This is a genomic window from Collinsella aerofaciens (genome assembly GCF_015552075.1).
Classification (GTDB): Bacteria; Actinomycetota; Coriobacteriia; order Coriobacteriales; family Coriobacteriaceae; genus Collinsella; species Collinsella aerofaciens_Y.
On the sequence record NZ_JADNDZ010000071.1, the window covers coordinates 1 to 19,750 of the forward strand.

Consider the following 19,750-nt stretch of genomic DNA (forward strand, 5'->3'; position numbering starts at 1 on the left):
GGGAGTTCTAGACCTTGTCGGCCTTAGTACATACCGCCGCCCTGCTGACCAGCGGTAGCAGCAGCGATAGCGTCCTCAAGCTGAGTGTTCTTGGGCACATCGGAGACGGTAGCCTCGGTGATGAGGATCAGGCTGGCGACAGAAGCAGCGTTCTGAAGGGTGACGCGGCTGACCTTGACGGGGTCGAGGACGCCCATCTCGATCATGTCGCCCCACTCACCGTTGGCAGAGTTGAGACCCTGGCCGGCGGGCAGCTCGGCAACCTTGTCGACCACGACAGCGCCCTCAAAGCCAGCGTTCTTGGCGATGGTAGCGACCGGAGCGGTCAGAGCCTTCTTGACGATGTCGACACCGATCTTCTCCTCGGGGTCGTCAAGCTCAACGGCGTCGAGCGCAGGAGCAGCGTCCATGAAGGCGACGCCGCCACCGGCGACGATGCCCTCCTCGACAGCAGCGCGGGTAGCCTGCAGGGCGTCCTCGACGCGATGCTTGATCTCCTTGAGCTCGGACTCGGTAGCAGCGCCGACCTTGATGACGGCAACGCCACCGGAGAGCTTGGCCAGGCGCTCCTGGAGCTTCTCACGGTCGAAGTCAGAGGTGGTGTTCTCCATCTCACCCTTGATCTGAGCGATGCGAGCGTCGATGGCCTCCTTGGAGCCAGCGCCACCGACGACGACGGTGTTGTCCTTGGAGATGGTGACGGACTTAGCGGTACCGAGCATATCGGCGGTGATGTCAGCGACCTTCACGCCCAGCTCGTCCAGAGCGGCCTGGCCACCGGTAAGGACGGCGATGTCCTCGAGGATGCGCTTGCGGCGATCGCCGTAGCCCGGGGCCTTAACGGCGCAGACGTTGAGGGCGCCACGGATCTTGTTGAGGACCAGGGTAGGCAGAGCCTCGCCGTCGATGTCCTCAGCGATGATGAGCAGGCCACGGCCAGCGCGCTGGACAGCCTCGAGAACGGGCATGATGTCCTGAACGCTGGAGATCTTCTGGTCGGTGATGAGGATGTACGGATCCTTCATCACGGCCTCCATGCGGTCGTTGTCCGTGACGAAGTAAGCGGAGACATAGCCCTTGTCGAACTGCATGCCCTCGACGGTGTCGATGGTGATGTCGAACGTCTGGGAATCCTCGACGGTGATGACGCCGTCCTTGCCCACGACCTCCATAGCCTCGGCGATCTTCTCGCCGACCTCGGGGTCACCGGCGGAGATGGTACCGACGGAAGCGATCTGCTCCTTGGTCTCGACCGGCTTGGCCTGCTTCTTCATCTCGGCGACGGCGGCGTTAACGGCCTTGTCGATGCCGCGACGAATGGCCAGCGGGTTGGCGCCGGCGGCGACGTTGCGCAGACCGTCGTTGACGATAGCCTGAGCGAGCAGGGTTGCGGTGGTGGTGCCGTCACCCACGGTGTCGTTGGTCTTGGTGGCGACCTCCTTCACCAGCTGAGCGCCCATGTTCTCGATGTTGTCCTCGAGCTCGATCTCCTTAGCGACGGAAACGCCGTCGTTGGTGATGGTCGGAGCACCGAACGTGCGCTGCAGCGCAACGTAGCGACCCTTGGGGCCCATGGTGACGGTAACGGCGTCGGCCAGAGTGTTGACGCCCTTGGCAAGCTTAGCGCGGGCATCGGTGTTGAACGTAATGTTCTTTGCCATGGTAGGTAATCCTCCAAAAGAAATGTGACTCGCGTCGCCGCTTCCGAGTCCTATGCGGCGGGCGCGTTCAAAGACGAATCAGAGATTCTGACGAGACTAGGCCTCGACGACGGCGTAGATGTCGTCGGCGCGCATCAGCAGATACTTCTCGCCGTCGACCTTGACCTCGTTGCCACCGAACTTACCGTAGATGACAACGTCACCGATCTTGACGTCCATGGGGATGCGCTCACCCTTGTCGTTGACCTTGCCGGCGCCAACGGCAACGATGGTGCCGCGCTGCGGCTTCTCCTGAGCGTTGCTGGCGATATACAGACCAGAAGCGGTCTTCTGCTCTGCCTCATCGGGCTTGACCAGAACACGATCTGCAAGCGGCTTCAAAGACGACATGCTTGTCTCCTCCTTTTTGGGCCGCGCGGTTATACCGCGCGAATTAACCCTTTTTGTTTGCGTACGCGTTGAATGGTACCCACGAATGACGGGTTATACAACACGGAGTCAAAAAATCTTATTTTTTAGCACTTAGATTTTCTGAATGCCGAGGGATAACTTAGCGGTGGCTCCCGTGTGGCTCCGGAGGGGCGGGGCATAAGGTTTCCTGCTCGGGCAGTCCTGCTCGCACGAAGGCCACATTAAGTGGCCTTCGGCTCGTGCGGAACTCGCGATAAACCTTACGCCCCGCCCCTCCGGAGCCACACGGGAGCTGAGTCAACGTTATCGGACCCGGCATTCAGAAAAGTCAGTGCAGCAAAATGGCGATGCAGATGGTGCGAACAAGAAAGGGGCACGTTGCTGAAACGTGCCCCTTAAGTTGCGGTGGAATATGGACTGTTTTTGGCTGTTGAGGTGTTATTTAGTCCGTATTTCACCGCAACTGAGGGGTGGGATGTGGGGTTAACGCTCGTAGATTAAGTTGCCTGCCAGATAGGTTGCCTGAACTTTGGTGCCCTGGAGTTCTTGGGGGTCGATGGTGAGCGGGTTTTGGTCCAGGACTACCAGATCGGCGTATTTGCCGGGCTCCAGGCTGCCGAGGTTTTGCTCGTCGCCCGCTGCGTATGCACTGCCAAGCGTGTAGTTGCGCAAGGCCGTTGCCGCGTCGATACGCTCGCTCGGCAACCAGCCGCCCTCGGGCCAGTGGCTTCTGGGGTCTTGGCGCGTGATAGCCGTGTAGAGCACGTTCATGCTGGTAACGGCCGTGATGGGGCTATCGGTACCGAAAGCTTGGCGGATGCCGCGCTGTTTATAGGTCGCAAACGGCCACATGATGCGGCTGCGCTCCAAGCCCAGGTCGCGCTCCGGACCACCCGGGTCGAGCGTGATGTGGCAAGGCTGGCTCGAGGCAATGACGTTGAGTTTGCGCAGACGATCGATGTCCTGAGGCAGCAAATTCTCCAGATGCTCGAGTGTGTTATGACCGTGCTGGGGCAAGCCGTAGAGCTCTGCCGCCTCCTCAAAGATATCGAGCGCAGCATGAATGGCGCCGTCGCCGATAACGTGGATGCGCACGGTGTGCCCACGCTCGGCTGCCGCCAGAACCAGCTTGCACATGCGCTCGACGGGAACCGTCAGACGACCCTGGTCGCCCGGGAAGCGCGGGTTGGTATAGGGCTCAGTGAGGTATGCGGTATGCTCGCTCGACACGCCGTCGAAGAACTGTTTAAAGCCTGGCGCCGAGAGCAGCGCGTTGTTCGCGTAGCGGGTCTGGAGTTCTTCCAAGCGCGATTGGTCATCCAGCAGCGTGGGAAACAGATGGACGCGGATGCCCAGCTTGCCGGCGGTCTGCAGCTTGTCGTAAACATCGTCGCGAATAAAGTCGCAACCCGGCATGGGCATGAGCGACATATCGCAGATTGAGGTGATGCCTTGCTCGGCCATACGCTTCATCTGGTCGGCGTAAGCGCTCGCGATGCGATCCTCGCCCAGCCACTCCAGGCAGCGCGGCAGCAGCTGCATAGCAGCTGCCTCGTGGGCGATACCCGTAAGCTCACCGTTTGAGTCTTTGTCGTAACTTCCACCCGCCGGCGGCTCGCTGTCGCGCGTCACGCCGAGGGCTTCGAGTGCGCGGCTGTTGAGCCACAGGGTATGCCCGTCGCCCGAATACATAACACAGGGGCGATCGGGGAAGGCGGCGTCGAGGGAAGCCTTGGTAGGGTGCTCGGGCGGATCCCAGCGGTAATCGCGCCAGCCCTGGGTCACGACCCAGGCGTCATTGGGCAGGCCCTGGGAAAACTCGAGCGCATGCTGCACCAGTGCCGCCTCTGACGTGCCCATATCCATGAGCATGTACGGCGAGGAACCGACCGAGGTATGGAAGAAGTGCAGATGAGCGTCATGGAAACCGGGGCAGATGAATTGCTCGCCGTAATCGACAACTGGCGTGGCGGCAGGGGCGGCGGCAACCACGTCATCGGGCGCGCCGACCGCGACGATGCGATCGCCTGCAATGGCAATCGCCAGCTCGCGGGCGGTATCGATGCCGTCTTGCGCGGTAAAGACGTTCTTGGAGCGGATAATCCGATCGATATGTTGCATGGACATCCCCATCTCTGGCAGGAAATTCAACACCCCCGAGTGTACTCCCCCACTCTTGTTACAAAACCCCAAGCGGCAAACGGCAACTTTACCAGCCCTAGCGGCAGGTGGCATACTGGAGAAAGCCTGTACGATTTTGCGATCAACCCAGCAAGGAGCAAATCGACCATGACGAAGACCAAGGCACAGCAAATTATGGCGGCAACCGAGGTTCGCGCGGCAGACGACGTCACCGCGGCCATCCGAGATATCGCCGCCGAGTTTGAACCCTACATCATCAAGCAGCGCCGTCACTTCCATAAGCATCCGGAGCTGAGCCTTGCCGAGGAGCGCACGACTTCCGACATCGCCAACCAGCTCGACGCCATGAATATCCCCTACGAGCGTCCGCTCAAGACGGGCCTGGTGGCGACGCTCCGCGGTACCGCGCCCGATGCCTACCGCGAGGACGGCACGCCGCGCCGCCGCATCCTGCTGCGCGCCGACATCGACGCCCTGCCTGTCACCGAGCAGACCGGCGAGGAGTTCGCCAGCGTCAACGAGGGCTGCATGCATGCCTGCGGCCACGACTGCCATATCGCCATGATGCTCGGCACATTGCAGATTCTGCGCCACATGACCGATGACATCCACGGCGAGATTCGCATCGTTTTCCAGCCCAGCGAGGAAAACGGCCAGGGCGCCAAACTCATGATCGGCACGGGTGTGCTCGACGGCGTCGACGGCGCCTACGCCGCGCACATCTGGAGCGAGGTCGACGCCGGCACCGTAAGCTGCGAGCCCGGCCCACGCATGGCAAACACCGACTGGTTCCGCATCGACGTCCGCGGCACCTCGTGCCATGGCGCCATGCCCCAGCGCGGCCACGACGCCGTTATGGTTGCCGCCGAAATCGTCAACGCCCTGCAGACCATCGTCTCGCGCGAGATTAGCCCCTACGAACCTGCCGTCATCACCGTCGGCGAGCTGCATGGCGGCACTGCACGCAACGTTATCGCCGGCACGGCGTACCTCGCCGGCACGGTGCGCACCTACGGCGACAAGACGCATGAGGAGATGCCCGAGCTTATGCGCCGCATCGTGGAGCACACCGCGGCTGCTCTGGGCGCCGAGGCCGAGCTCACCGACTACACCATCGCCAACTACAAGGTCGAAAACGATGCCGCCTCGAGCGAGCGCTGCCGTCAAGCTGTGCTCAAGTGCCTGGGTCCCGCGGGCGAGGGCCATTACCGCGGCACGCTTTCGGGCGAGGACTTCTCGGAGTATCTGCGCCGCGTACCGGGCGTGCTCGCCTTTGTTGGCACGCGCAACCCCCAGATTGGCGCCACCTATGCCCAGCACTCCTGCTTCTATAAGATCGACGAGAGCGTGCTCGCCAAGGGCTCCATGGTAGCCGCTCAGTATGCCATCGACTTTTTGGCCGAGCCCACGCAAGAAGAGCTCGACGGCCCCACGATCGCCGCGGTTGCCGAGACCAATCCCGACCTGGCAGCCAAGCTGCGCTCTGCCAAGGCAACGGCCGCCGAGGCCCGCGACGCCGTGCACGACGCCCGCACCGCCCGCCATGCCGCCATCAAGGGCATTCACGATGCCCGTGCCGCCGCTCGCCACGAGGAGAAGCGCGACGAGTAGCCGTCACGCCCACCCGTAACAACCTGGCCATAGCAAAGCGGGGGGCGGACGTTGGAAAGACGCCCGCCCCCCGCTCATTTGTCAAGCACTATTTCTACCATTTCTACCCCGTCCCCAAATGGCGTCCAAATGGCAGGCGGCAGGGTTACTCGTCCTGAGGGTCCTCGTCAGAGCTTGACTCGGGCGCCGGCTCAGGCTCAGACACAGGCGCCGGCTCGGGCGCAGGCTTGGACTCCGGCGCAGACTCAGGCGCTGGCGCTGGCGAAGCATCCGGAGCACTGTAACCCGAAGCGGCGGACTTCTTTTCGAAGGGCAGTACAAAAGTCAGAACGTCGTCCTTGTCCTCGTCGGCCCACTCACTTGCATAACGTGCGGCCCAATAGCCAACGGCACGGTGCTTGAGCATCTTGCCAAAGACCGTTAGAAATACGGTGACGAAAGCGACCAGCACCAGGAACAGCACGAGCGTAATGCCGCCGCCGGTAACAATCGCCTCAATGCCCGTAGGACGATAGTAGTAGCTATACATACCAACAGAGGCAATGGCGCCAAAGACGACCGTCAAGATCCATGTGACAACGTTGGCGACCAAACCCGTCAAAAACTCGGGAAGGAACGAAGCGCAGAACAGCTTGGTCTTATTGTTCTTAAAGGCCGTCCAAACCTTATCGAGCGAAAACGCGCTCTCGACGCGACCGGTCACCGCAAAGTGCATCACGGCAATGTCGGCGAACATCTTAAAGAAGACCCCCAGGACCGCCGTGGCAATCATAGCCAGAACGAGCAGGCCAAGCGAGCCAAACAGCGCAGCCTCGAGCGCATAAGAGCCGTAATAAGAATACGAGCCCGCGGCGCCAATTACCACGCCCTCCACCAGCGAAAGCACTACACCGATTACGGGAATGGCAGCGATAACCTCGAGCACGACCGAAATAACGCTCGAAAAGACTCCGAGGCCAAACGACGTGGAACGCATGAGTGGACGGTCCATACCGTCATCGACCTTGAGCGAAAGATCACGGCCCCACTCGATACCAAAGCCGGAACCGCATACGCTCGCAATGCAAGCTGCCAAAAAGCCGATGGCAGCCGCAATGCCGCCAATAACGGGAATAAACAACACGAGCACCGACACAACGCAAATCAACGCCGGCAAAAACGCGATTTGGCATACACGCTGAAGCACGCCCGGAGTCTTGGTCATATCTTGGAACGCCTGAGCCACACAGCCCTTTGACACATTCGCCACGGGCGGTTGCGGAACAAACTGCTGGGGCTGAGACTGTCCCTGGGGGGCGGGACCGGCGGCCTTAACCTCGGTATTAGGGGCACCGCACACGCCGCAGAACTTGTCGTTATCGCCCATGGGGGCGCCACACTGCGAACAGAACATCGAAATCATCCCTTCGTATCTAGAGCGAATCACCTGGATCGCAAACGATGTCTTTGGCATCATTATCGCCCAATGTGGGGACAAATACCGCAAGATGACCGATTTGCAACGTAGCCGGTTTATTCAATGATTCGAAGGGTACGACCGGGCTAGTTCGTGCCGCGGAAGCCCTTGCCGACGATTTCGGAGCTATCGACGATGGTGATGAAGGCGCCAGGGTCAATCTCGCGGGTATAGCGGCGCAGTTGCACTGCCTCGCGACGGCTCAGCACGCTCATAATCACCGTGACGCACTTGCCCGAGAAGGCGCCGTAGCCACGGCTGATCGTTGCCGTGCGGTTGAGATGCTTGACGATAAACTCCTCGACCTTAAGGGGCTCGGAGCAAATGATGGTGCAGACCTTACGAAGGTGAATGCTCTCGATAGCCTTGTCGACCACAAGCGTCTTGGCAAACAGACCGAGCACGCAGTACAGGCCGACGCGCGGGCCATACAGGAAAGCCGCGATGGTCACGATGCCGATATCGACCAGCAACAGTGCACGGCCGATCTCGAGCGTCGTGCGGCGCTTGAGGATCATGGCAAGAATGTCGGTACCACCCGTGGAGGCGCCAATGTCAAAGACAATGGCACTGCCCAGCGCCGGCAAGATGACGGCAAAACACAGGTCGAGCCACATATCGCCCGTCATCGAAACATCCGACGGAATGAAGAGCTCAAACAGCGAGACGTAGGCCGAAAGCGCAAACGAGGCAAAGACGCTCCAAAGGATTGCCTTGCGCTCCAAAAAGATAAAACCCAGGATGACCAGGACCGCGTTGATAATCCACATAAAGACGCCGACGGGCAGGGTCGGGAACAGCGTGGAAAGAATGACCGACACGCCCGAGGTGCCGCCGAAGGCAAAGTGATTGGGGGTTTTAAAGGCCACGATGGCAAAGGCCGTGAGGACCAGGCCCAGATTGAGCTCGGCAAAAAAGCGCGGAAAGCCTGGTTCCTGGCTGCGCTTGCGGCCGGCGCGCTCGCCACGTTCGATATCCTCGCGACCGACAACGCGCTCCATCGGCACCACCGGAGGACGATGCATCTCCTCGGCGGCACGCGACGCCGCCTCTGCCGCAGCGGCTTCAATCGCCCATGCCTTGCTTTCGGTCTCGTGTTCGTCGGCCATTACGGCAACCCTTCGTTAACAATTTGGAAACAATGCGCCCATTAGGGTAACGCGGAACGCGAAGATTGCAACCCTTAGTTAGACGAGCGGTATGCCTGCATCGGGGGCATATAGAAAACGGTCGACCGCACTTTTGCTTGCGCGGTCGACCGTTTAGCGTTTTCGCAGGTAAAACCTATCGAAACAAACCTGTCCCTATTTGGTAGGTTACTCGTGCTGGCTGGTGCGGTGCTCGTACTCCTCGGGGGTGATGACATCCTCGATGCGCAGGTTGACGCCTGCCACCTCAAGGCCGGTCATCGCGGCCAGACGCTCGGTGACGCGCGCCTTAACGTCGTCAAAGATCGCAGGCGCATAGGCGCCGTACTCGATGATGACCGAGATGTTGACGACCACGCGGTTGTCGTCGGTGACCTCGACCGTCACGCCCTTGGTCAGGTTCTCGGCACCAAACTGTTCCTGCACAAAGTGCATAAGGTTACCCTTCATGCCCAGAACATGCGGCACCTCGCGGGTGGCCATGGCAACGATCTTCTCGATCACACCGTTGGAATAGGTCAGCGAGTCCTCGGACTCGTCCGCCTCCTCGTCCATCTCCTCGTTATCCTCGTCCGCATCGGACTCGGCCTCGACGAGTGCCTCGTCCTCGAGCGTTACGTCCTCCGCCTCGGCGGCGACGGCCTCATTCGCCTCGAGCTCGGTATCGGCTACATCGACCTTCGTGTTAAAAGCCATGGTTCCTCCTTATGCCTGCCGCAGATGCGACAGTCGAATTCATATTAGCGGCCGCTAAACAGACGGCCGAAGAAGTTGACGATACCGTTCTCGCCGTCGCGAATCTGGCCGATCACGGCGCCGATCAGCACAAAGAATGCGATGACGAGCGTGTCCCACAGGCCCAACGTAAGTACCAGCACAGCGAGGATAAAGCCTGCCAAGGCGCCGAGCGTAGTGTTGGGGTGGCGCACGGCGTAGCTCCAGATAGCAGCGCCCGTACCTTTGATGAGACCCATGGCCTCGTCAAAGTCGTTGGCGGCGACGTCATGCTGCTCGCCGGCCTCGAGCTTGGTGTCGGTGGACTCGCCTGCCGGCGTAGCGTTCTGGTCGATCGTCAGGCGCGGCGTGCGGGCGGTCTTGTCTTGGTTGGTATCACTCACCGGAAACCTCCACGGTCTGGACGGTAGTCTTGGACGGCAAAAAACGGACGCGCGCGGTCGTGCCCGGCGTGCCGAGCATGGTGTCGCAGGCCTTCTCGATACGTTGCTGCATCGCGGCTGCAAGGGAGGCCACGTCCCGGTCGTCGAGCGCGATGGCTTCGACCTTAAAACGAACGCGCGATTCGTCGGAGCCTTGAACGCGCGCCTCGATATGCTCAACCATCACGCGATCATCGCACTCTGCCGCGGCACGGGCGCACGAGGAAAGCGCTGCGAGCGTGACCTCGATATTGCGCTCCCCCGCCGGATGCACGCAGGACGGCTCGCGACGCGCGAACATCAGGCGGAAAAAACCGATGAGCACGCCAAGCGCCACGATAGCGGCACACACCGTAACGACGACGCGAGGCATGGCGTCACGCAGCAGCATAAAGCGATACGTATACGGTCCCCAGAACTGGCAGACAAGCGTACCCAGCGCCACGATGGCGGCGGCAAGATACACGATCGCTAGGGCTCGTTTGAGTACGCGCACGCGCGCTCCCTTCAGGTTTCGGTCCACAGAATGCAAAACGGTTCGCATCATTATAAAAGAGCCGGGTCCGGTGCCATACGCACGCGGATCCGGCTCATCTATTCCACGAGGCTTGCATGCTCGCTTCATTATGCCCAGATATGCACGGCTTAACCCGTGTGGGCGCTACTCCTCCTCGAGGGCAGCGATGACCTCGTCGGTCATGTCCATGGTGCTGTAAACATCCTGGACGTCGTCGAGCTCCTCAAGACGGTCGATGAGGCGCTGGACCTTCTTGGCGTCGGTACCGGAGACCTCGGTCGGGGTGGTCGGGACCATGGTGGTCTCGGAGCCCTTGACCTGGACGCCCTGCTCCTCGAGCGCCTTGGAGACAGCCATGACGTCGTTAGCAGCGGTCCAGACAATCCACTCCTCGCCGGCGTCCTCGTAGTCCTCGCCACCGGCCTCGGCGATGGCCATCATGAACTCATCCTCGTCACCGGCAGGACCGTTGGCGATCATGGTCTCCTTCTTGGCGTTCTCGTCCAGGATCTCCTTGGCGACGACGATCTGGCCCTTGCGCTCAAACTGGAAGGCGACGGAGCCGGAGGTGCCCAGGTTACCACCAGCGTGGGAGAAGGCGGAACGGACATCGGCGGCGGTACGGTTGCGGTTGTCGGTCAGGCAGTCAACGTAGACGGCGACACCGGCGGGACCGTAGCCCTCGTACACGATGTTCTCGTAGACGGCGGCATCGGCACCCGAACCGAAGGCCTTGTCGATAGCGGACTTGATCTTGTCCTTGGGCATGGACTGAGCCTTGGCCTTAGCAACGGCAGCGGCGAGGCTGGCGTTGTTCTCGGGCAGCGGGTCGCCGCCGAGACGGGCAGCAACGGTGATGTTGCGGCTCAGCTTGGAGAAGAGGGCGGAACGCTTGGCGTCCTGCGCGCCCTTACGATGCTTGGTTGTGGCCCACTTAGAGTGTCCGGACATACGTGTCTCCTATCGGTTTCGACCTAAAGCCCAGCGCAGATGCTCGGGCAATATAAACAAACGTCGTTATGATATACCTACTGGCCTGCGAGATAAACCCCAAAATGAAGGCGTCGTGATGATACAGCCCCTTAGTGCAAAGTAACCTGTCCCCTTTGCACCAAATTAGGACCAGAGGAGGTCGCTGCGGGTGATGGTGGCGCCGATGGCAAAGGGCATGCAGGCGATGACCGGATACAGGTAGCGCATGTAGGTCGAGCCGTTGCAGGGACCGATCAGGCACACGGCGAGCACGCCCAGCAGCGGCACCCAAATGGCCAGCCCGCGCCACGAATGACGACGTAGCAGATAGACCACCACGGCGATCATGATCCACACATAGGTGGCCGAGCTCATGGTGAGCGAGATAAACGGGATGCGTTGTACTGCCACGCGATACAGGTTGATCAGGTGGTCGCACCAGCGCACAACCTTGCTATCGACCGGATGGAAGTCAAAGTACTTGAGGTTATCGGGCTTCGCCATGATCTCGGCACTGCGCGCCGTGCTGTAGACCCATGCGTCGCGAGCGCTCGGATAAAAATACCCATAGTAGTTATTGATGAGCGCCGAGATATAGCACCCGGGGTCCTTTTTGAACATCTGGGCCCACACCTCAAAATAGGCCTTGATGTCCTCCTGCGAGGCGTACTCGTTAAAGCAATTTTTGACGGCGTCCGACTTATCCGGGTTGTAACGGCGCCCCAGATTCTCGTACTTGAGCACACGGTCGATCACGGCACGCTCTTCGTCGGTCACCAAGCCGTCGCAAGGAGCCTCCACGATGGTGCCGTCCTCCTTAACCGTGGGGTTGACGCCCGAGTTGAGGCCATCGTGCTTTTGGACGAAACGAGCCGTCTGCTGGAACGGAATCGAGAGGATTTCGCGCTTGGAACCAGGCGTGATATCGTGCGCCGGCATAAAGACCTTGGTGAAGTACATATTGGAGGCAAGACAGAGTGCAAGCACCACAAGAACTCCCACCCAGCGGAAACGCGGGATGGCGCCCGAAGGCTCAGCACCATCCTGCTTGGCTGCACGACGAGCCACATGCGCGTCCCATGCGCAAAACGCCGCCGCGATTACGCATGCCGCCAGGGGAAACACCAGGCCGCCGTTGCGCAGAAACGTGGAACCCATGGCGCCCAGAGCGAGCATCAGCCAGTCATGGCGCGCAAAGAGCACGGGCCTCTGTTCGCCCGCACGCTCGGCATTGGCATCGCGACGGGGCAGGCCGCATGCCACGAGCTTCACGGTCTGCACCAACAGCACCAAAAACGCGTCGGCAAACAGCACATCTTTGGTAAGCAGGGCCGCGTAGTTGGAGAACATGGGCATAAACACAAAGAACAGCAAGATTACGCCGCGGACCGGCAGGCTCACGCCCAGCTTGCGCAGCGACGAGATGGAATAGGCCATGCAGGCGGCCGTAATGACGAACTGAGTGCAGGTGTAGATGGCAAGACCTGCGTTGGCGCTGTTAAACAGTGAAAGCCCCAACTGGACGCACGAACCGATGATAGCCGTGTGCACGACCGGATGATGCCCGTTGAGCAGGACATTGGGGTTGAGCAGGCGCAGGTAGTCGCTCGTACCGTTGGGGTAGTTAAACCACTGGCGAATCTGCGCACCCGTATCCCCCATAAAAAGGCCGGGCAGCGAAGCGATGAGCGTGGGCGCCCAGGCGACCATAAGCACCAGGAAGGGCCCGGCAAAGGGATGGACCGAGAGCACGGCGTGAGCCACACGCCATACGCGGCCAAAGTGCGCTTCGGAAAACGGAATGCGCCGAGAGCTCAGCCAATCTAGACACTCAAAGGCGAGGTAGAAGGCAACGACCGCCAAGAGCATCCAGCCCGCGCCGCCTATCCAGGCGCAGATGATGCGGGCCTTGTCGCCGAGCACGATCTCGGCCGAATCGGTGAGGTCGTAGCTGCGGCCAAACACCATGCAGACGGCAAAGAACAGCGACGGAAGGATCACCGAGGGACGCCAAGCGTCGCCGCGGCCAAAGAATACGTAGCGAAACGGCAGCGTGAGCAGGCAGGCAAGCGCAAGCAGCATGACCGCGTCGGTATGGCCGGCAAACGAGAGGAGCACCTCGTAGCACACGTACAGCATGCCCGAGGCTTTGGGGTCAATCGCCAAGACCGCGTTGCTCGACACCGGGGCGGGATCGATGGAAAACGCCGTGGTCGCCAACAGCGCGAGCAAAAATGCGATGAGCGTCTGCTTGGCGGGGTAGCGCTTAAACCAGACGATGCGGGCAGCGTCGCGCGCGGCCGTTGTGGAGAGGTCGGAATCCTTCACAGTCCGAAAGCCTTTCTAGAAACCTATCAAACTCGGCAAGACCACCACAAAGGCGCCTGTCCCCTTTGCGGTGGTCTTAGTGGTTAGGCGTCCAAATAGACGCGCTGGGGGCGATTGCGGTGTCGGGCGAAGATGATGAGCGCCAGGCCGGCGATCACGAGCGGCAAACTCAGCAGCTGGCCCATAGTGATGACGCCGCCCAGCAGATAGCCCAGCTGCGCATCGGGCACGCGCACGAACTCAACGAGAAAGCGGACGATGCCGTACCCCATCACGAACACGCCCATAAACGTGCCCTGGGGCAGTAGCGGCTTTTTGCGGCTGAGCACCTGCAAAATACAGAAGAGCACGACGCCCTCAAGAAACGCCTCGTAGAGCTGGGAGGGATGGCGCGGCATATCGCCCGCAGTGCCGCCAAAGACCACACCCCAGGGCAGATCGGTCGGCTTACCCCACAGCTCACCGTTCACGAAGTTGGCGCAACGTCCCAGGCACAGCGCCAGCGGAGCACCGATCACAGCAAGGTCGGCGATGGTCCAGGCGTCGAGCTTATACATGCGGCACACGATGATGCCGCCCAAGATGCCGCCCACCAGGCCGCCGTGGAAGCTCATGCCGCCCTCGTTGGTGGCAAAGATCTCGAGCGGATGGGTCCAATAGTAGCCATCGCCGTAAAAGACGACGTAAAACAGGCGCGCGCCGATGATGAGGCCAAAGACCGCGCCGACCACGACGCTCGTCAGGTCATCGATCGTGATGTCGAAGCCCCAACGACGCTGCGTGCGGTACATAACAACCGCCGTGAGCAGAGCGCCGACCACGTAGGCCAGGCCGTACCAGTAGATGGTGATGGGGCCCGCCGAGATCGCGACGGGATCAAGCATATGGTAGAGATCGTTGAGCATATCGATCCCCTGCTCCCTACATACAAATGCGGCCGCGGGCCTTACGCTCGCAGCCGCATATTTGGACGTAACGTCTACGCGGAGCGTACCGTCCGCAGCTTTCGCATCTTAGAACGGCGCGTACTCGTCGTACAGGTCCTCGGCCTCGCCGGAAGCATTGACCTGCTCAACGCGGGTAACGCCGGGCACATGCTCCTTCAGGATGCGCTCGATGCCCATAGACAGGGTTAGCGAGCTCATGGGGCAGCCGGCGCAGGCGCCCTGCAGCTCCAGCTTGACGACGCCCTCGTCGTCGACGCCCACATACTCCATATCGCCGCCGTCGGCCTGCAGGTTGGGGCGAATCTCTTCAAGAACCTTCTTAAGCAGCTCTTCGTTAACAGCCACAGGGGCTCCTTTCTCACAATAACGCGGGCACGCCCGCGGACAGAAGCTATGTTACTACAGCCATGTACCCGCTCACGAGCCGTCCATGCGCGCAGACGCGACTTTCACGAGTAGTCAATTTGGGACGGGGCTCTTTGAGCTGCGTTCGTCGCCAGATAGCGACAACGCATATTACTGCTGAGCTTGTCCCCCGGTACCAATCTGAACATCGACGATGACCTGGCGGTAGCTGATGCCGCAGGAGTCGAGAATGCGGCGGCTGATACGGCCGTCATCGGTATCGGCATACTTATTGTCCAGGTAGACGACCTCGCCTACACCTACCTGCGCCAGGATCTTGGCACAGTCGTGGCACGGGAATAGCGTGACGTAGACTGTGGAACCCTCGAGGTCCTTGAGCGAGCCACGGTAGTTGAGCACGGCGTTGGCCTCGGCATGGACCACGTAGTTGTGCTTGTCCTGCAGCGGGTCGTCGCTCGTACCCCACGGGAAAAAGTCATCGTTGAGCGCCGAGGGCGTACCGTTGTAACCCACCGAAAGGATGCGGTGGTTAGTGCTGGCGATACACGCTCCCACCTGCGTGTTAGGGTCCTTACTGCGGCGCTGCGCGGCAATGGCCACGCTCATAAAGAACTCATCCCAGCTAATAACGTCGCGGCGCTTGCCCGACGCGGTTTGATGAAGATCGTCCGACACGGCAGACACCTCCGAAATCGCAATAGTTTGACCCATTGTAGCAGGTGGAAGGTGGAGACGTTTTTGTCCCATTGCCCCCATCGCTACGCGCGGCGGGGCTTTTGGTTGATGTGGTAGAGCTCGGCGAGGCCCCGCAGCGTCAGCGCATCGTCGACCGTCAGGTTATGGCCGACCAGCGCCGCAAGCGCCTCGGCATCGTCGCCGGTAATGACGATGGGCACATCGCCCTCCCCCGCGGCCTTGGTCGCACGCATCTCGGCAAGCACCATGTCGAGCATGCCGTCGATGCGAGCCACCTCGCCCAAAACCACGCCCGAGCGCATGGCCTCGCGCGTGTTACGGCCGATCACATGTGTGGGTGCCGAGGGCTCAACCTGGGGTAGACGCGCTGCCGCCGCCGAAAGCGAGCGGGCGCCAAGTGCCAGACCCGGCGCGATAACGCCGCCGACAAAGGTGCCGTGCGCGTCGATGACCTCGATATTGGTCGTCGTGCCCAGGTCAATCACGATGCAGGGCGAGCCGTAGACGGCGCGGGCCGCCACGGCGTCGGCGATGCGGTCGGGACCGATCTCGGCCGGATCGTCGTAGTGCACGGGCATGCCGGTCTTAAGTCCCGGCCCCACGGTGAGCACGCGCCCCGTGCAGGTACGGGAAAGCGCTACCTTCCACGGGCGCTCGAGCGCCGGGACCACGCAGCTCAACACAGCAGCCGCGGGCACAAGCGCACCCGGCATGCCCGCATCGGCCGCCAGTGCGGCCATGACCTGCACGAGACGCATGCGCGCCTCGTCTGCTGTGATGCTCGATGGCGTGGTGATCTCGCACGTCGCAAGCGGACATTCCTGCGCCGCGGCCGAATCCTCGGCAAACAGGCCAAAGCGAATGAACGTGTTGCCCACGTCGACCGTCAATATATATGCGCACCCATTAAGCATCGTCGGCGCTCCTTTCGTCTGCCCAGCAGTATATCCCGATGATTATTCTGGGACGGGGATTTAAAAATCATTGCGTACCTAATGATTTTTAAATCCCCGTCCCAGAATAATCATCCTTCGGCTTTGCTCGGGGCAGCTAAAAAAGCCCCGTCCCAAATGAGCTGCCGTGCGGCTATACTGGTGCGCGGTCGTTTGCGAGCTCATGCGGCGGCCCTTGGTAACCCGACTTCCCGCGCCGTATCCGTAACGGCGCTCCCGGGGGAAGCGGATATACGCAAAGGAGTTCTATATGAGCAATCCCTCGAACCGCGCTTCGATGCGCGGGCAACTCACGCTGCGCGGCGTCGTCATCGGCGTCCTTGGCTGCGTGATCATCACGGCAAGCTCGGCCTACACCGCCCTCAAGATGGGCGCACTCCCCTGGCCGATCGTCTTCGCTGCCGTCATCTCGCTGTTCTTCCTTAAGCTTATGGGCAACGCCAGCCTCAACGAGGCAAACGTCACCCACACCATCATGTCCGCAGGCGCCATGGTCGCCGGCGGCTTGGCGTTTACCATCCCGGGCGCCTGGATGCTGGGCTATGCCAACCAGATCAGCTGGCTCGACATGTTTATCGTGGCGCTCGCCGGCACCATCTTGGGCCTTCTGGCGACAGCGCTCACCCACCGTCACTTTATCGTGGACGCCGCGCTCGAGTTCCCCACCGGCAACGCCGCAGCTCAGACCCTGCGCGCTACCGAGGCCGGCGGCAAGACCGGCAAGCAGCTCTTTGGCTCCATGGCCATCGCCGGCATCTACAGCGTGCTTCGCGACGCCCTGGGCGTGGTGCCCAGTATGCTGTGCACGCTCAATATCCCCGGCGTGACCTTTGCCATCTACAACTCGCCCATGCTGCTCTCCGTCGGCTTTTTGGTGGGCTTCGCCCCCGTCGCGTTCTGGTTTGCCGGCGCGCTGCTGGGCAATTTTGGCATCATCGTCGGCGGCACCGCTGCCGGTCTGTTTGACGTTATGACCGCACAGGGCATCGTCAAGTCCCTGGGTATGGGCCTCATGATGGGCTTTGGCGTCGCCGTCGTACTCAAGGACATCCTGCCGCAGGTCGCCGGTATCGTCCGCGGCCTCGCCGCCGACAGCTCCACCGACACCGACGAGCAGTCGCTCATCTCGGGCTCCCTTAAGCTCGACGCCGGCATAATCGGCCTGGGCGCCGCCGCCATCGCCGTGATCGTCGCCATCGCGCTCGACCTTGGTCCCGTTCCAGCCGTCATCGTCACGCTGTTCACCTTTGTCACCACCATCATGAGTGCGCAGAGCTGCGGGCAGACGGGTATCGACCCCATGGAGATCTTCGGCCTCATCGTCATGCTCATCGTGGCAGCCTTCGCGCAGCTCGCTCAGGTCAAGCTGTTCTTTATCGCCGGCATCGTGGCCGTAGCGTGCGGCCTTGCGGGCGACGTCATGAACGACTTTAAGGCCGGTGCCGTGCTGGGCACCAACCCGCGCGCACAGTGGGTCGGCCAGGCCATCGGCGGCATCGTGGGCGCCCTGGTCGCCGCCGCCGTCATGGTCGCGCTCGTCACCGCCTATGGTCCGGACGCCTTTGGTCCCGACAAGAGCTTTGTGGCCGCGCAGGCAAGTGTGGTCGCCACCATGGTCTCGGGCATCCCGAGCGTACCGTGGTTCGCAGGCGGCTTTATCGCCGGCATCGTCATGTACTGGCTCGGCATTCCGGCCATGATGATCGGTCTGGGCGTGTACCTGCCGTTCTATATGTCGCTCACGGCTTTCCTGGGCTCCTGCGTTAAGCTCGCCTACGACAAGTGGGCCGCTCACCGCGACGCCGAGGCCGGTCTTTCGGACGAGGAGAAGGCCGCCAAGGATGCCGCCTTCCAGGAGCAGGGCCTGGTTGTTGCCAGCGGCCTGCTGGGCGGCGAGTCCATCGTCGGCGTTATCCTGGCGTTTGTCTCCGTCGGTCTGAGCCTGCTGGGATAAACCCAACAACAACGTACCCGTACAGAGCGCGGGGTCGGAGACCATCCGGCCCCGCGCTTTTTTGTATCTGCCGAAACCCTCAGCAGCACTCGCATGTGGCCTGTCTTCCTTTGCCTGCTGGCCTAAGTTCCATGTCAAGATGACCGCCCCGCCCGTCACGGTGTAGAGTACATGCTGCGAACGCACCCGCGTTCCTGCGGCAATACGAGGTGGACATGGAACTCGACAAACAACAGCTCAAGCGACTGCGTGAGCGCCATCATCGGCGCCATGGCATCCGCCCCGCTCACAGCGAGGCCATGGAGAACGCAAGCCGCTTTCTAAAGCAGGCATTCAACATTCGCGAGGGACGCGCGCCCTATCACGTGATTCGCAAGCGCTTTGTAAACGGGGCGCGGCTGACTGGCTCGCACTTATGCATCCTGATCATTGCCATGTTGATCGCGAGCATCGGCCTCGATATCGACTCGGATATCGCCATTGTAGGCGCCATGCTCATCTGCCCGCTCATGGGCTCGGTCCTTGCCATGGCATACGGCATCGCCACGCTCGACCGCGAGATTGCCGTCGAGGCCGTCGCCAGCCTCGCGCTTCAGATGGCCTTTTGCCTGGTCACGTCCACGTTGTACTTTAAGCTCTCGCCCCTTGGCACCACCACGGCCGCCATCGTCGACAATTCGACACCGACTGTGTGGGACCTTGCCGTCGCGCTCGCGGGCGGCTTTGCGGGTGGCCTGGGCAACTCGCGCGACCAGGAACCCGCCACGCTCATCGCCGGCGTGGCCGTGGCGACCGCGCTCATGCCGCCCCTGTGCGCGGCGGGCTATGGCATCGCCATCGCAAGCGGGCCACTGTTTCTCTCGGCGCTTTATGAGTTTGGCATCAACGTGGTCTTTATCGCACTGGCCGCCGAAGCCGTGCTGCTTCTTTTGCGCGTGCCGCTCAAGCGCGACCTGAACGGCGACGGCATTGTAACTGCCGAGGAAAATGCCGAGGTCGATGAGCTATCGCGCAAGGTGCGCCGCCGCATCATTGTAGGCACGGTAGTCTTTGCCATCCCCTGCATCGTTATGACGGCGGGGTCTATTGGCTCGGCGCAAGCCGGCGTGCAGGACGGCTACGGCGTCACCGAAACCACGCGCGAGCTTGCCGCGATACTGCCGGGCTTTAAGGATTACACCGTCGCCGTCGAGACCTCGGCCACCGAAGGCGACGAGAGGGGCATCGTCGAGCGCGAGATTGTCGCCCATGTGACGACAAGCGAGGCGCTCGGGGCACACGACCGCCACGTCGCTCGCAAGCTCATCGACCTCAACGTGCCCGAACTCGATCGCGTGGAGTTTGACGTGAAGTGATGCGGGGCGGGATGAATGCTCGCACGGACGCAAGTTATGACGAGGCGCAGACGCGATACGGACACGAGCAAATAGC

The 19,750-nt window shown here is 61.4% G+C and carries 17 protein-coding genes; 3 read left to right on the forward strand and 14 right to left on the reverse strand.

Annotated features, from left to right (window positions below):
- Positions 1-23 precede the first annotated feature (23 nt).
- The 3 genes from groL to I2D41_RS05000 form a co-directional block, all read right to left on the reverse strand.
- Entirely contained in the window at positions 24-1,661 is a 1,638-nt protein-coding gene (gene groL / locus I2D41_RS04990; RefSeq protein WP_022094352.1) for a chaperonin GroEL, read from the reverse strand.
- A 96-nt stretch (positions 1,662-1,757) separates the two neighbouring features.
- Positions 1,758-2,051 carry a co-chaperone GroES gene (groES, locus tag I2D41_RS04995; RefSeq protein WP_195363740.1) on the reverse strand — a complete coding sequence of 98 codons (294 nt, stop codon included), beginning with the start codon at positions 2,049-2,051 and terminating at the stop codon, positions 1,758-1,760.
- Positions 2,052-2,555: 504 nt separating this feature from the next.
- Positions 2,556-4,193 (reverse strand): amidohydrolase, encoded by a 1,638-nt coding sequence (locus I2D41_RS05000; protein WP_229042165.1) that lies wholly within the window; start codon positions 4,191-4,193, stop codon positions 2,556-2,558.
- A gap of 168 nt (positions 4,194-4,361) precedes the next feature.
- On the opposite strand from I2D41_RS05000, the gene I2D41_RS05005 reads away from it, so the two are divergent.
- Positions 4,362-5,825, forward strand: coding sequence for a M20 family metallopeptidase (locus I2D41_RS05005; RefSeq protein ID WP_195363741.1), 1,464 nt, complete (start codon positions 4,362-4,364; stop codon positions 5,823-5,825).
- 145 nt (positions 5,826-5,970) lie between these two features.
- On the opposite strand, the gene I2D41_RS05010 is transcribed toward I2D41_RS05005, so the two are convergent.
- From I2D41_RS05010 to I2D41_RS05060, 11 genes are all read right to left on the reverse strand, one after another.
- Positions 5,971-7,218 (reverse strand): zinc-ribbon domain-containing protein, encoded by a 1,248-nt coding sequence (locus I2D41_RS05010; RefSeq protein ID WP_195363742.1) that lies wholly within the window; start codon positions 7,216-7,218, stop codon positions 5,971-5,973.
- A gap of 149 nt (positions 7,219-7,367) precedes the next feature.
- Entirely contained in the window at positions 7,368-8,390 is a 1,023-nt protein-coding gene (locus I2D41_RS05015) for a YitT family protein (RefSeq protein WP_195245883.1), read from the reverse strand.
- Between the two features lie 207 nt (positions 8,391-8,597).
- Positions 8,598-9,125, reverse strand: a complete 528-nt coding sequence (locus I2D41_RS05020) for an Asp23/Gls24 family envelope stress response protein (protein ID WP_035137581.1) — start codon at positions 9,123-9,125, stop codon at positions 8,598-8,600.
- Positions 9,126-9,169: 44 nt separating this feature from the next.
- On the reverse strand, positions 9,170-9,547 hold the full coding sequence (locus tag I2D41_RS05025) for a DUF2273 domain-containing protein (RefSeq protein ID WP_271741654.1): 378 nt from the start codon (positions 9,545-9,547) through the stop codon (positions 9,170-9,172).
- Positions 9,540-10,082 carry an Asp23/Gls24 family envelope stress response protein gene (locus tag I2D41_RS05030; RefSeq protein WP_195245882.1) on the reverse strand — a complete coding sequence of 181 codons (543 nt, stop codon included), beginning with the start codon at positions 10,080-10,082 and terminating at the stop codon, positions 9,540-9,542. The genes I2D41_RS05025 and I2D41_RS05030 overlap by 8 nt, the downstream gene beginning before the upstream one ends.
- Positions 10,083-10,247: 165 nt before the next feature.
- Positions 10,248-11,054, reverse strand: a complete 807-nt coding sequence (locus I2D41_RS05035; protein WP_035137586.1) for a YebC/PmpR family DNA-binding transcriptional regulator — start codon at positions 11,052-11,054, stop codon at positions 10,248-10,250.
- A gap of 165 nt (positions 11,055-11,219) precedes the next feature.
- Positions 11,220-13,403, reverse strand: a complete 2,184-nt coding sequence (locus tag I2D41_RS05040; protein WP_271741655.1) for a DUF6020 family protein — start codon at positions 13,401-13,403, stop codon at positions 11,220-11,222.
- A gap of 83 nt (positions 13,404-13,486) precedes the next feature.
- Complete coding sequence (gene lgt, locus I2D41_RS05045) at positions 13,487-14,308, reverse strand: prolipoprotein diacylglyceryl transferase (RefSeq protein WP_195363743.1); 822 nt, start codon at positions 14,306-14,308, stop codon at positions 13,487-13,489.
- Between the two features lie 108 nt (positions 14,309-14,416).
- The gene (locus I2D41_RS05050) at positions 14,417-14,695 is read right to left on the reverse strand and encodes a NifU family protein (RefSeq protein WP_035137589.1); all 279 of its coding nucleotides are present in this window, start codon (positions 14,693-14,695) and stop codon (positions 14,417-14,419) included.
- Positions 14,696-14,866: 171 nt separating this feature from the next.
- On the reverse strand, positions 14,867-15,427 hold the full coding sequence (locus tag I2D41_RS05055; protein WP_195363744.1) for a deoxycytidylate deaminase: 561 nt from the start codon (positions 15,425-15,427) through the stop codon (positions 14,867-14,869).
- Positions 15,428-15,474: 47 nt separating this feature from the next.
- Complete coding sequence (locus I2D41_RS05060) at positions 15,475-16,326, reverse strand: type III pantothenate kinase (protein WP_195363745.1); 852 nt, start codon at positions 16,324-16,326, stop codon at positions 15,475-15,477.
- Positions 16,327-16,615: 289 nt separating this feature from the next.
- On the opposite strand from I2D41_RS05060, the gene I2D41_RS05065 reads away from it, so the two are divergent.
- Positions 16,616-18,319: an OPT/YSL family transporter gene (locus I2D41_RS05065; protein ID WP_195363746.1), complete on the forward strand. Its 1,704-nt coding sequence runs from the start codon at positions 16,616-16,618 to the stop codon at positions 18,317-18,319.
- Between the two features lie 215 nt (positions 18,320-18,534).
- Positions 18,535-19,674, forward strand: a complete 1,140-nt coding sequence (locus I2D41_RS05070) for a DUF389 domain-containing protein (protein WP_195363747.1) — start codon at positions 18,535-18,537, stop codon at positions 19,672-19,674.
- Positions 19,675-19,750: the final 76 nt, after the last annotated feature.